The sequence below is a fragment of the Myroides albus genome, assembly GCF_009711045.1.
GTDB classification, from domain to species: domain Bacteria; phylum Bacteroidota; class Bacteroidia; order Flavobacteriales; family Flavobacteriaceae; genus Flavobacterium; species Flavobacterium album_A.
Window position 1 is genome coordinate 1 of record NZ_WMJX01000003.1, and the last position, 14,191, is coordinate 14,191.

The following is a 14,191-nucleotide window of genomic DNA, read 5'->3' on the forward strand; positions in this document are numbered from 1 at the left end:
ATCTCATATGAGGTTGGGGATTTTTTTGTTTATATACTTAGGCTATTTATCTATTATTAGTTTTATTAGCTTCTTGTTTATCACAAAGATTGTTTTTATTTATGGTAAATATTGCGAATCAATAATTGTAATTATTATTATTTTACTTAAACTGCAGGCTTTTGTGGAATTAATTAGAATGTATTGCGAAAAAAATGCTTTACTTTGTACGTGTTAATATTTGAGTTAGCTATGAGTGTTAGAATGAAGACTATATTAAAAAGGTCCCTATTATTTGTCGGTGGTTTTACAGGAATTACATTATTATTAATGTGGATTGTTCCTATGTTTTTTATAGATACTATAAATGAGAAAGTTAGGGTAGTTATTAAAGAAACAATTAAAGGTGAAGTTGAGTTTGATAAGATAGACTTATCATTTTACACAAAGTTCCCTTTTTTAACTGCAAATATTTCCAAGCCTTCAATTAGTGGTGTTAATCAAGATTCTATTAGTTCTACACAATTGTTCGAAGCTGAGTCTGTAAGTCTTGGAGTTAATCCCTTTGCTCTTTTATCTGGTAAAGTAAGCTTTGGTCGTATCTATGTCGATAAACCTTTTGTGAATGTGAACGTGATGGAAGATGGTTCTTCTAATTATGATATTTTTTATGCAAGTGAGTCTAATGAATTAGAGGAGGACAGTGATTTGGAGTTGAATATTAATCGATTACATATTAAGAATGCAGAGGTAATTTATAATGATTTAGCAAGCAAGTTGAGTTTTGTTATGCAAAATTTTGACTATGTTGGACGCGGAAATATGAGTGAAGCTATTTTTGACTTAAAAAGTGTTATTCGTATTCAGTCTTTTGATTTGAATTTTGATGGTGTTCATTATGTTAAGGAAAAACCTATACTTGCAAAGTTATCTACACAGATAGATACTAAGTCGCTTACTTTAATTTTTGAACGTAACGATATTCGCATAAAAGATCTTCCTGTAGATTTTAAAGGTAAGTTTGCTTTCATTGAGAATGGTTACGATATGTTGTTCGATATTAAAACTAAAGATTCGTCTCTTGAGCAGCTATTATCAGTGATACCTCCTGAGTATCAAGATTGGTTAGATAATACCGTTATAAAAGGAACTGTTACAGGAGATTTCTTATTAGAAGGGAAATACGTTATTGCGGATAGTTTAGCTCCAAATGTTAATTTGAATTTACAAGTTAATAATGGTTATATCCAACATGGAGAACTGACAAAGCCTTTAGAAAATTTAGAGCTTGGATTTTCATTTTCATTACCAGGATTGGACATTCAGAAGAATGAAGTAAATGTGAACAATTTATCTTTCAGTGTTGATGGCAAGAAAAGTCTTTTGAATCTCTCGAGTAAGGGTATTGATTCATTGCATGTAAATGGTAGTATAGATTCTAATTTAGATTTAGCTTTATTTAATAAAGCGGTAGGTAATAGTAGCTTTGATATGAAAGGGGATCTAACAATGAAGGGAAATGTTGATGGGTTGTTTACAAAGGACATTGTTGTAAGTAGAACATTGCGTAAAACTATAACTGATACAGTTATTAGCAGTGTTCCAAAATTCGATATCACTACAACTTTGCGTAACGGTTATTTCAAACTCGAACAGCTACCGGAAGCAATCTCCAAAGTAGACGTCGATTTAGAAGCTATTGGTAAAGATTCTAACTACAAGAACATCGCTATTAATCTAAATCATATTAGTTTATTAGCAATGGATAACTTTATAGAAGGTAAAGCTAAAATAAAGAATTTACATAATTATGATTTACAAGGAGATTTAAAGGCAAAGGTTGATCTTGATAATGTCAAAGAATTTATACCAATCTCTGATATGGAGATAAGAGGACTTGTAAATATTGATGGATCAGTTAATGGTACATTCGAACCTAATCGCAAGCGTTTTCCTATTGTATCAGCAGATATCAAAATGGAGAATGGTTATCTTCGTTTTGACAGGATTCCGGAGTTACCAGTAGAAGATATTCATATTCATACTAAGATCAATAGTAAACGTGGTTCCATGAGTGACTTAACCGTAGAAGTACTTCCAATTGACTTTAAGATTGCTGACGAATCATTTCAAATAGCAGCTAGTTTGTATAATTTAAATAATTTAAATTATACTGTTAAATCTAAAGGAGTGCTAAACATTGATAATCTATATAAGTTATTTAAGATAGACGGTATTGACGTTAAAGGTAAAATTGTAACTAATTTATTTTTAAGTGGTTTGCAAAGTGATGCAGTTAACGGAAACTTTGATAAGCTGAAGAACGGAGGACGTTTTGAGGTAGATAATATAACAGTTAGTTCGGAGTTATTTCCAAAACCTCTCCATATTAAGAAAGGAGTATTCAAATTTTTTAAAGAGAAGATGAAGTTTGAAAAGTTTGAAGCCCAATACGGTAGCTCTAAGTTTAGTATGAATGGGTATCTAACAAATGTTATTAATTATATATTGAAAGAAGACACTATCCAAGGAAAGTTTGATTTAGAAACTCCTTTCATGAATGTAGATGAGTTTATGGTTTTTGCTGATAATCAGTCCACATCAACGAAAGTATCTTCTGATAATACAGGTGTTATCCAAGTACCGGGGAATATCGATATTACTTTTACAGCAGATGCTAAGAAAGTAAAGTATACGGATTATAACTTAAATGACTTCAATGGAGAGTTAGTTATAAATAAAGGTCAAATAAACTTGAATAAGACACAGTTTGAGTTAGTTGGGACCAATGTAGGAATGACAGGTAGATATAAGCCTAATGGACTTAGAAAAGCTGAGTTTGAATATGCAATAGATGCTTCTAACTTTGATATTCAACGTGCTTACAAAGAAGTACCAATGTTTAGAGAGATGGTAAGTATGGCTAAAGATGCTTATGGAACTGTTTCCTTAGATTACAAGTTAAAGGGGAATTTAAACAGTGGAATGTTTCCTGTGATGAGATCATTAGAAGGAGAGGGAACTTTGACCTTAGAGGATATTAAGTTTAAATCATTTAAGTTGTTAGGTGCAATTGCTGATAAGACTGATGCTAAATCTCTTGAAAAAGGGAATGTATCAAAAGTAGATATTAAATCTTCTATTAAAGACAATGTCTTGACTATTGAGCGAACGAAGATGAAAATGGCAGGGTTTAGACCTCGATTTGAAGGACAGGTTAGTTTGGATGGTGAAATGAATATAGGGTTTAGATTGGGACTTCCTCCTATGGGAATTATAGGAATACCAATGAAAATTACAGGCTCTCCAGAGGATTTTAAAATTAAACTCGGGAAGTATAAACCAAGTGAAGTTTTAGGAAAAAGCACAGAGGATGACGAGGAAGATGATGAAGTTGAAGTAAAATCTGTGAATGATCCAATGCCAACACTCCCAGAAGAAAATAATGCAACCCCTCCCAATATAACGGAGAATGCAGCGTAATAACAAAGGCTCAAGTTAAATCTTGAGCTTTTTTGTTTAGTACAAAGTGTATTAAATCCTTACATTTACAATCAAAATTTGAATTGATGGAAAGTTTTACTCCTTTAAACGAAATAGAATTAAACTTATTAAGTCAAGGTAGCGTTAGTGAACCTATGCGTGTTTTACAAAGTACTGATAGTATCGATAATCAATCGTTACACGAAAAGTGTAAACCTGTTGATGCTCGTGATCCTAATTTGAAAATCCTTATATCTCGTTTGTATGCCACTGTACGCGATGAAGAAAAACCTGGTGTAGGTATAGCAGCTCCACAAATTGGGATAAATCGCAGAGTATTTTTAGCTCAGCGATTGGACAAAAAAGATAATCCTTTTGAGTTTTTTGTTAATCCTGAGATTGTATGGTATTCTAAAGTAATGAGAGTAGGGGAAGAGGGATGCCTATCGATTCCAGATATTTATGAAGAAGTTGCCCGTAGTTTAGCTATCCAGATTACTTATTACGATTTGGAAGGTCAGCATTTTCAGGAAGTTGTTGAAGGATATACTGCAGTTATATTACAACACGAGTTTGACCATTTAAATGGTGTTTTGTTTCCAGAACGCATCGAAGAACAATTGCAAGAAGAATTTTTCAGTGCTTCGCCAAATGGAGAATTGGTTTATCGAAAATAGACTGTATGTTTTGTAGGTTTAAAATATTTGTATTTATTTTTTTAATTACTGGGACATTTATAACTAAAGGACAAGATATCGATGATATTTATCGTATAGATTCCTATAAGTTTGCATGTCCTACCTCTGATGAATATCTCAAGCAGTTATACAAAGTAGGTATTAAATCGCTCAATAATGACGAGCATGTGAATTTAGCAGGAAAGATATTTTTTCAAATTATTGAAAAAGACAAAGCACTATGTGATGCCTATTATTTTACAGGTGTATCTCTTACAAAACAAGATAAACACAAAGCTGCCTTAACCTATTATTTTTATGCTGATAGCTTATCAAGCTCACCAAATTTAAAGTTTAAAGAAGAACTCGCGGAAGCAGCATTAAGAGTGAGTAGTGTAGGATTGGCTCGTAAGGAGTATGAAAATATCGTAGAGAAGTTTCCGAATAGCCCTATTGGCTTTTATGGAATCGGACTAACAGCTACAAGTTTAGGTGATTATGAAAGAGGAATAGAATGTCTTGAACTCGCAGAGCAAAAGTTTGTTCAAATAAATAGTTTGACTGAAAAGAGAAAGAGTGAAGTTTTATTAATGAAAGGGATACTCTATACTCAACTTAAACAATATGAAGAAGCTGTTGTTTCATTTGAAGGTTGTGAAGATATGTTTGGCCAACTTCTAGATTATTTAGCAAATTATGCTTGGTCCACCTACAATTTATATTTGCAAACACACGATGTCAAATGGGAAGAAAAATGTAAAGCTACTTTAAGTAAATTGAGAAAATTACCTACTATTACACAGGAATTTCTTGATAAGTTTACATTTAAGTCAGAATAGTGATTTCTCCTTTTATATTTTTTTCACGTTTAAACATATTTCAAAACCAACACCTCTTAAGCTATTAATACTTATAGATTCATCGTGTAGAAAGTATTTTCTCAAACGGGTTATAAATACATCTAAACTACGGCCATTGAAGTAATCAGCAGATGGCCAGAGTTTCTGTAAGATCTCCTCACGAGAGATAATATCGCCATTATGACTGATTAATAAAAGTAATAAATCTCTCTCTCGTTCTGTGAGACGTATTGTTTCAGAGGGATGACTAAGCTTTAGCTGTATAGGATTAAAAGTATAGCTACCTAATGAGTACTGTTCTGTCTTTTGTACAGCGGTTCGCTTTAGGATATTCTCTATTCTCAGTTTTAGTTCTTCAGGATCACATGTTTTAGAGATATAATCATCAGCACCTAACTTTAACCCCATTAAGCGATCGATGCTTTGGTTCTTTGCTGTTAAGAATAAGAAAGGCAAATTAGGTAATACCGTATTAATCTCTTTCGATAAGGTAAAACCATCTTTCTGTGGAAGCATAATATCTAATATCGCTAAGTCAAAGTGTTCTTGAGTTACAGTATCTATAACTTCTTCTGGAGTAGTGAACCATTTTACCTCAAATCCACAAATACCTAAATACTGTTGGATAACAGTACCATAATCAATATCGTCCTCTACTAATAATAATTTATACATAAGGTATCGTGATTTTAAAAGTAGTCCCTACTTGTAGTTTACTATTTATATTAATACTTCCGTGAAGTGATTTTACTATTTGTTGTACTTGGTATAAGCCGATACCTAGTCCTTGGGTGTTATGGATATTGCCTTCTCGTATTCTATAGAATTTCTTGAAGATATCACTCTGTTTATCCTTAGCGATTCCCATTCCGTTATCTATAACTGTGATGATATATTGATTAGCATCTGATGAGACACTGCATTTAATCTCTGTCCCACCATATTTAATACTGTTCTCTAATAAATTAAGAAGCACAGTCTCTATTTTAGTTTTAGGGAGATTGAGTTCATCTTTAGCACTCCACTCTATTGATAATAATACTTCAGGATATAGGTTTTGGAGATCCTTTATCAGCACTAAAGCATCTTCTTTTTTATAGCTTTCTTCTTCATCTGATAGGATAGGATTAAGGCTATTCTGTAATCGGTCTAATCGATCTACTTGACGGAGTAGAAGGTTCACTGTTGGAGACTCATATTCTTTGGACAGATTCTTACAACCGTATTTTAAGGTAGCGATAGGTAGTTTAAACTCATGAGAGACATTATCTACCATATTGTATAGATTAGCTACCTCTTTTTCTTTGTGTTTTATGGTACGATAAGTGATATAGTAAAGCACTAAAATAAAGATACAGATAAGGCTAGAACCTATAAATAAAGGAAGTAATTGCTTTAGTACAATACTTAAATAATTAACTACTTCGATTTCTTTTTCTTGATGAACAGTGATATGTAAATCCTTATCGTTTTTTACCCCTATATGATTGTCATTTTGATCATGAGTACTCGTCTCATTGATTTCCCACTCAGAAGTATTTATTTTTTGAGGATGAACTACTTTCTCATTTGTTTCTAAGAAAGTAAAAGGTTCGTCTAGTAAGTTTATATTTTTATCATTAAGGGTAATCTGTGTTATCGTGAATTTAGCAGCTACTTTATAACCTAATTCTTTAAAGGTACTATCTACTTTAGTAGTAAATAATTCGCTATTATGATTATAATCCTCTTTGATAATATTTATACTTGTTTCTTGTTTTTTTAGAGCTAAGAAATGTTTATATAATTCACTCTCTTTATTCAGACTCATATTCTTATATGAACTCTGCTCTAATAAATCATCTATTTTCTCATGTGCTAGACTATTTATAGCTTTTTGTTTAAGACGGATAGCTTGGTTAAAATAGAACCCCATTAATCCTAATAAGAGGATATAGAAAACACAAAAGATGATTAAGTAATATTTAGAATTTAGCTTTTTCATATACACAAATATACTTTAAAAACAGGGTAATACATCAACAGGCTTTTGCTGTTAACCGTTCATTAACCGTTCATTAACCACCTTCTTTTAATGAATACAACACCTTTGTTTAAAATTAATGAAATTATGGTACGCATACTTATTTTATGGAGCATATTATTGTTAAGTGTATTAGTCAATGCACAAACAACTAACTCTCAAATCAAAGGAAAAGTAACAGATAATAAAAAGGAACTATTGGCTTTCGTTACTGTTGTAGCAAAAGATGCAGATGGCAAGATGGTACAGGCTGTTTATACGGATGAACAAGGTGTTTATGATTTAGATGATAATGCATTGATTACTCAATTAGAGTTTAGCTATGTAGGGTTTAAATCTCAAACAATACCTTTAGGTACGGCTCCAGCTGTAGTAGAGTTAACAGAAGATAACGCTATTTTAGATGAAGTAATGATTACTGCTAAGCGTCCTACTATAAAAAGAGAAATAGATAGATTAGTATTTAATGTACAAGATACGCCTTTAGCGACTACGAATGCGTGGGATATTCTGAAACAAACACCTGGGGTAAGTGCGATAGGAGATAACCTAAGTATCCGTGGGAGCTCTAGTATATTAGTGACGATTAACGATAGAAAAGTGATGCTGACAGGAGAGCAATTAAAGGAGATGCTTGAATCTACAGATGGTACACAGGTAGAAGCTGTAGAAGTTATCACTAATCCTCCTGCTAAGTATGATGCTCAGGGTGGAGCAGTATTGAATATTAAATTAAAAAAGAATATAAATTTAGGGTATAAAGGGAGCGTAACAAATCGTTTTAAACAAACTACCTACGCGGTTAACACCTTAGGTACACAACATTTTTACTCTGGTGATAAAGTGAATTTATCTGGCAATTATACTTATACAAAAGGAACTGGAGTGCGGTATAATGAAGACAACGTTATCTATGAGAACGGAGAGCGTTGGAGTACAGACCTGACACGTAAGAATAAGATGAAAGGTCGTCATAGTTTTAATGCAGAGATGGATGTAAAGGTAGATAGTACATTGACACTGACAGTAGGAGGAAGTGGTTATATTAATGAACAAACCAAAGGTGACTTTGTCATCCCTACATTGATCTATAATAAAGAAGGGATTGTAGAATCTAATTATACCACTTTTAATAAGAAGCGTGCTAATATGGATACGTACACAGGGTATTTTATGTTAGACAAAAAGTTTAGTCACGAGAAAAATTTATTATGGTCATCTTATTTTACGTATGATAACCAAAAAGATAATCAAGATGTTTTAACTGAATTAAACTTTAAAGATCAAGTACCATCTGAACGCTTTTTTGCAACGAAAGATAAGTCGCGCACACGATTAGCTGTATCTGGTGTTGATTATACGATAGATAAAGAAACAACCAAATGGGAGTTAGGTGGTAAGTATAGTATTGTCAAAGCTTTATATTCATTAGACTTTTTTGATACTAAAACAAGTAATCCTAATAAAGACAAGAGTAACGAATATGATTATCAAGAAATCAATTGGGCTGGATATACTTCCTTTACGAAGCAATGGGATAAATGGCAAATCAAAGCAGGATTGAGAGGAGAGTACACCGGTATTCAGACGAAGAGTACAGGAGTAGGGAGTGACACACAGTCATACTTTAAACTATTTCCTACAGCCTATGTGAAATATGATGTAACAGACGATCATCATTTGAGTTTTTCGTATGGCAAGCGCATTGACAGACCTTCGTATTCTTGGATGAACCCTGCGAAGAGTTACTATAATTTGTTTTCATATTTTCAAGGTGACCCTGATTTAAAACCAACGATCAGTCATAATTTTAGTTTAAGTTATAATTGGAATCAGTTAAATATTGAACTGTTTTATAATCGTGAGAACAATCCATCTATGGAAATCTCTTATCAAGAACCTGAAAATAATATGTTAATCTATCATTATACGAATATAGATAAACGACAACTAGCGGGTATGATTGTAAACTATTCTCACCAGATTTTACCTATTTGGTCAGTGAGTCCTTTTCTTTACTTGCAACAGCAGGAAGATTATTTTTATGGTGTAGATAAGAAATTGTATAAGAATGATGCTTTAATATTTGGAGGGCGATTAAGTACTTCTGTTGATATTGAAAAGAAAAGTAACTGGAAAGCGATGTTGACTTATAACTTTTATACTCCTACTGTACAAGGAACCTTTAGAATAAGTAGTTATCAGCGTACAGACTTTATCATGAGTAGAGAATTCTTGAAGAATAAGTTAGCTGCTAATCTGTATGTATATAATATTTTTGGTAGTGATAGACAGATCATTAGTACTAACTATGCGAATCAAAATAACTACTTTAAAGACTATAGCGATACACAAGGTTTTGCTGTTTCTTTGAAGTATAATTTAGGAAACCAAAAGGTGAAATACAGCTCTAAAGAAATAGATATGACAGAGAAAGACAGATTATAATAAACATATATTAAACTTTAGTTCGTAAACTGGTTTTATCAATGATATCGTGAATATTTTGTAGAGTAGGCTTTGAGGTAAGTATATTTTACTTGCTACAAAATATTGAATTAATTTCTTTACAGTTTTGTCAGGATTCCTTCTCTATTAAGGTTTTTTATTCTCTAACAACAACATTGAGATATTTATTTATTCATGACTTTAGTAATTCAATATACTCCCTCGCTGAATAGTTAATCAAAAGATTGCACTTAGAGAAATTCTTTTCTGTGTAAAAACCTAAGAAGTATAATTAAAGCACATTAAAAAACGAAGTGATCTAACATTAGTACATCGTTTATAAAAAACGGCAGAAAGAGAATTAATTGCTTATCCATGTTTATTGATTACCTATCGATAGTTTTTCACTGATCTGATAGGGAGTTGCTTTAGGTTTTCTTGCACCTTTCTCGCACCTTTCTTCGACAAAACCACCCTCTGGGATAGAAAACCCCCAGAAAAGGCCTATCAGTCCCCAAGGAAGTGCAAGCTAAGACCGCTATTACAGCATTCGAGTATACTTTTAAAAACGCGTTAAGTTCATGCTCAGTTGTAGTGATTTTATCAATAGTGAATGCACAGATGTTTTGAATTAAATAGGTGTGAACAAACACCTTAGAAAAGGTTACCTCTTGTTTTTTGTAAAACGAACTCATGCTAATTAAGTGAATTTTTTAGAAAGATAAAACCAGAGTCTTTCAAGGTAGGCTTTTTAGTAGGTTATACTTCTTAAAAATGTGGCATTTTGCGTTTAAATGTTGTAATTTTAACAGTCAAAATTTTAGGGTTATGGAATTTGACTATTTCGAAAAGATTCGAAAGATTAGAACTGGTATTCGTTTCTATAGTGAGCTGTTAATCGAAGCTTCATGGAATATGTGGAATATCAAAACAAGGGTGGGAATTTTCTTTTTCTCATTGTTAGTAGCTCTTGGGGGAACGTACTTTTTATCACCTGAGGTGTTTACAGGAGCGCAGAAATACACCATGTTTATATTAATTTTCTCCATTCTTCTATGGGCAACAGAAGCTATACCTCCCTTTGCGGTAGGTATTATGATTATTGGTTTCCTTGTCTATACAATGGATAATATTGAGGGAGCAACTTTGTCCTCCCAAGAGATTTCGGATACTTGGTCTGATAATGTTATTTGGATATTCTTAGGAGGTTTCTTTTTGAGTGAGGGGATGCGGAAAACCAATCTCGATTTATCTCTATTTAAGAAAACGATTTCAATATTTGGATCAAACCCCAATACGTTAGTATTGGGAATCATTGTTGTTACTTCCGTTCTATCTTTGATTATATCTAATACAGCTACAGCAGCGATGGTGTTGGCATCGGTTATGCCACTTATAGATAGAGAAGGGAAAGACTCTATGATGTCAAAGGCAATATTGGTTAGTATACCAGCTGCTGCTACTTTTGCAGGTATGATGAGTATGGTGTCAACCCCTCCAAACTTAATCGTTGTGAACGTTTTAAAGTCAAAGGGTTTTGATGTAAGTTTTACACAATGGTTCTTTTTGGGATTTATACCAGCAACAATTTTGTTGGTAGGTTTTTGGTTTGCTGTTGTTAGAAAATATACTTCGAAAGTAAAAGGTCTTGATGTATCCTTTGTAAATAAAGCTTTAGAGTTAACTAAAACTATGAGGCTACAGCGCCTAATAGTTGTTATTATTTTATTTATAACAGTAGGAATGTGGATGTTTGGAAATAGATTGAATATTCCTACAGCTGGTGCAGCTATGGTACCTATTATGTTTTTACCAATGCTTGGAATTATAACGGCTGAGGACGTGAGAAAATTGCCATGGGATACCTTGATGTTAGTAGCTGGAGGTTTAGCCTTGGGTATGGCAATTAAAGAATTATTGGCTCCATATTATTCTCAGTTTTTAGCTGATATGGAGTTTAATGTAGTGGTGATGATGATAATATTTGCAGTGGTAACTGTCTTGTTTTCTAATATTATGAGTAGTACAGCAACCGCAACAATTGTCATAAACATTGCGGCAATTGTTCTACCCCATGATCAGTTACTACCTGTTGGTTTAGTAGTGGGACTTTGTTCTTCATGTGGATTATTTTTACCAGTTTCTACACCGCCAAATGCCATTGTTTTTGGTACGGGAATGTTGAAACAGAAAGACTTTGTTCTCGGGGGATTGTTTGGGGCACTTTTAGGTACAGTGATTATTGTCCTTTGGGTTTTACTACTTCAAAACTTTACTACATTCTTTGATTACATTTAATAAATAATACATAGTTAAATATAAAAAAGAGGTCAATTGATATTTCAGTTGACCTCTTTTAGTAATAAGAAAAATAGCTTTATTTCTACAATCTTTCTAAGTAGTTTGTTATAATACCATCTACTTTTAGTTCTTTCATTCGATTGATATCTTTAATTTCATTTACAGTCCAAGGGTAAATTTTAAGATTAGCTTCCTTGATTTTAGAAACATTTGTCTTGTTTAATTTTTTGAAATGTGGATTGATAGCTACTGCTTTGACCTTATGTGCAAATTCAATTGCGTCAGCAGGTTCTTTGTCTGTCAATACAGCTATATCCAATGTAGGGTCTAATTCGTAAATCTTCTCTAACTCCTCCCATTTAAAGCTCGAAATAATAAAGTTTGAATTGGTCCAACCTTTTCTCTTAAAATCTTTAATGATTTCAATCGTTCCTTCAGCTGTATTAGAACCTTTTAGTTCAATATTCAAAATAACTTTCTTGTCAATAGTAGATATGACTTCTTCTAAAGTAGGAATTCGATAATTACCTGTGACTAACAGTTTTTTTAATTCTTCTTTAGTATAGTCTTCTATGTTACCAGTTCCGTTGCTCACTCTATTGAGTTTTTCATCGTGAAAGACCATTAAAGAGCCATCCTTTACTTTGTAAACATCAATCTCTATTGCATCACACCCCATCTCTAAAGCTTTTTGTACTGATTCAATAGTATTTTCAGTTACGTGCCCCATTGCTCCTCTATGCGCAATTTTTAGGGGATTATATTCTTGTGCAAACGAAATAGAACTCATCGATAATGCAATTATTAATATACTCTTTTTAATGTTCATTGTATTGTTCTTAATGATTTATTCAAAGGAAATAAAATTCAATTAATCTAACTTTATCTAATCATTAAGTTTGTGTAAAGAAAAAGGCTGAATAGATAATATTCAGCCTTTTTCTTTATTTTACGGGTGTACCAAATAAGTCAAACTCATAAGCACTATCGATGTGAATATCTGCAAATTCACCTATTTTTAAGTAGTGTTTAGTAGCATCTATTCTTACCTCGTTATCTACGTCTGGACTATCGAACTCAGTACGTCCGATAAACTCAGTACCTTCTTTTCTATCAATGATACAACGGAATGTCTGTCCTATCTTCTCTTGGTTTAAGTCAAAAGAGATTTGTGCTTGAATATCCATAATTTCATTCGCACGAGCTTGTTTAACTTCTTCAGGAACATCGTCCTCCAGTAAATAAGCATGTGTATTTTCTTCATGAGAATAAGTGAAACATCCTAAACGCTCAAACTTCATCTCTTGTACCCAATCTTTTAGGATTTGGAAGTCTTCTTCTGTTTCTCCTGGGTATCCTACGATTAATGTCGTACGGATAGCCATACCAGGTACGGCTTCTCTAAACTCTTTTAATAGCTTAGTTGTCTTCGCTTGTGTAGTACCACGACGCATAGACTTTAAGATATTGTCAGAGATATGTTGTAGAGGGATGTCTAAGTAGTTACAGATCTTAGGTTCTCTCTTCATTAGTTCTAATACATCCATAGGGAATCCTGTAGGGAATGCATAGTGAAGACGGATCCATTCGATACCTTCTACTTTCGCTAAGTTCTCTAATAGCTCTGCTAAGTTTCTCTTTTTGTATAAGTCTAATCCGTAGTAGGTCAAGTCTTGAGCGATCAAGATTAACTCTTTTACTCCGTTTTTAGCTAATCCTTCAGCTTCTTTTACTAATTTCTCGATCGGTTGAGATACGTGCTTTCCTCTCATTATTGGAATAGCACAGAAACTACAAGGACGGTCACATCCTTCAGCGATTTTAAGGTAAGCGTAGTTTTTAGGAGTAGTCGTCAGACGTTCTCCTAATAATTCGTGTTTATAGTCAGCTCCTAATGCTTTTAACAACAAAGGTAAGTCTGTCGTACCGAAGTATTGATCTACATTAGGGATTTCAGCTTCTAAATCAGGTCTGTATCGCTCAGATAAACATCCAGTAACGAAGACCTTGTCAACAATACCTTCCTCTTTTTTCTCTACGTATTCTAAGATTGTGTTTACTGACTCCGCCTTAGCGTTATTAATAAAACCACAAGTGTTGATCACCACAATATTAGCTTCATCATTAGCAGCCTCATGTGTTACCTCTTTTCCACTTGCTTTTAATTGTCCCATTAACACTTCACTGTCGTAAACGTTTTTTGAACAACCTAAAGTAATGACGTTGATTTTATTCTTTTTTAAAGTTTTGGTTCTCATTGATTTAAAAAAATTGGACTGCAAAATTACATTTTTTTTAGCTACAAAACATCTGCTTTAGTATATTTATATGATACACCTTTGCAAAATGGAAACATTCTGTTTTATAATAAAGTTGGATATGTGGTTTTGTAAGGAGAAAATAAACTTGTTTATGTACAA

Annotated in this window: 9 protein-coding genes; 5 read left to right on the forward strand and 4 right to left on the reverse strand. The window is 32.9% G+C overall.

What is annotated here, in order from left to right; translation table 11 throughout:
* Positions 1 to 243: 243 nt before the first annotated feature.
* The 3 genes from GJV76_RS02275 to GJV76_RS02285 all read left to right on the forward strand — a co-directional run bounded on the left by GJV76_RS02275 (position 244) and on the right by GJV76_RS02285 (position 4,978).
* On the forward strand, positions 244 to 3,462 hold the full coding sequence (locus tag GJV76_RS02275) for an AsmA family protein (protein WP_230381486.1): 3,219 nt from the start codon (positions 244 to 246) through the stop codon (positions 3,460 to 3,462).
* Between the two features lie 86 nt (positions 3,463 to 3,548).
* On the forward strand, positions 3,549 to 4,139 hold the full coding sequence (gene def, locus GJV76_RS02280) for a peptide deformylase (RefSeq protein WP_155091030.1): 591 nt from the start codon (positions 3,549 to 3,551) through the stop codon (positions 4,137 to 4,139).
* A 5-nt stretch (positions 4,140 to 4,144) separates the two neighbouring features.
* Positions 4,145 to 4,978 carry a tetratricopeptide repeat protein gene (locus tag GJV76_RS02285; protein WP_155091031.1) on the forward strand — a complete coding sequence of 278 codons (834 nt, stop codon included), beginning with the start codon at positions 4,145 to 4,147 and terminating at the stop codon, positions 4,976 to 4,978.
* A 12-nt stretch (positions 4,979 to 4,990) separates the two neighbouring features.
* On the opposite strand, the gene GJV76_RS02290 is transcribed toward GJV76_RS02285, so the two are convergent.
* A complete protein-coding gene (locus tag GJV76_RS02290; RefSeq protein WP_155091032.1) occupies positions 4,991 to 5,674 on the reverse strand; it encodes a response regulator transcription factor in 684 nt (227 codons plus the stop codon).
* Entirely contained in the window at positions 5,667 to 6,983 is a 1,317-nt protein-coding gene (locus GJV76_RS02295; RefSeq protein ID WP_155091033.1) for a sensor histidine kinase, read from the reverse strand. Before GJV76_RS02295 ends, GJV76_RS02290 begins: the two co-directional genes overlap by 8 nt.
* Positions 6,984 to 7,073: 90 nt before the next feature.
* Between GJV76_RS02295 and GJV76_RS02300 the strand changes: the two genes are divergently transcribed.
* On the forward strand, positions 7,074 to 9,470 hold the full coding sequence (locus GJV76_RS02300) for an outer membrane beta-barrel family protein (RefSeq protein WP_230381487.1): 2,397 nt from the start codon (positions 7,074 to 7,076) through the stop codon (positions 9,468 to 9,470).
* An 828-nt stretch (positions 9,471 to 10,298) separates the two neighbouring features.
* Complete coding sequence (locus GJV76_RS02305) at positions 10,299 to 11,768, forward strand: SLC13 family permease (protein WP_155091034.1); 1,470 nt, start codon at positions 10,299 to 10,301, stop codon at positions 11,766 to 11,768.
* Positions 11,769 to 11,853: 85 nt separating this feature from the next.
* On the opposite strand, the gene GJV76_RS02310 is transcribed toward GJV76_RS02305, so the two are convergent.
* Together GJV76_RS02310 and rimO are read right to left on the reverse strand one after the other, a co-directional pair.
* The gene (locus GJV76_RS02310; protein WP_155091035.1) at positions 11,854 to 12,600 is read right to left on the reverse strand and encodes a glycerophosphodiester phosphodiesterase; all 747 of its coding nucleotides are present in this window, start codon (positions 12,598 to 12,600) and stop codon (positions 11,854 to 11,856) included.
* A gap of 115 nt (positions 12,601 to 12,715) precedes the next feature.
* On the reverse strand, positions 12,716 to 14,029 hold the full coding sequence (gene rimO / locus GJV76_RS02315; protein WP_155091036.1) for a 30S ribosomal protein S12 methylthiotransferase RimO: 1,314 nt from the start codon (positions 14,027 to 14,029) through the stop codon (positions 12,716 to 12,718).
* Between the last annotated feature and the right edge of the window lie 162 nt (positions 14,030 to 14,191).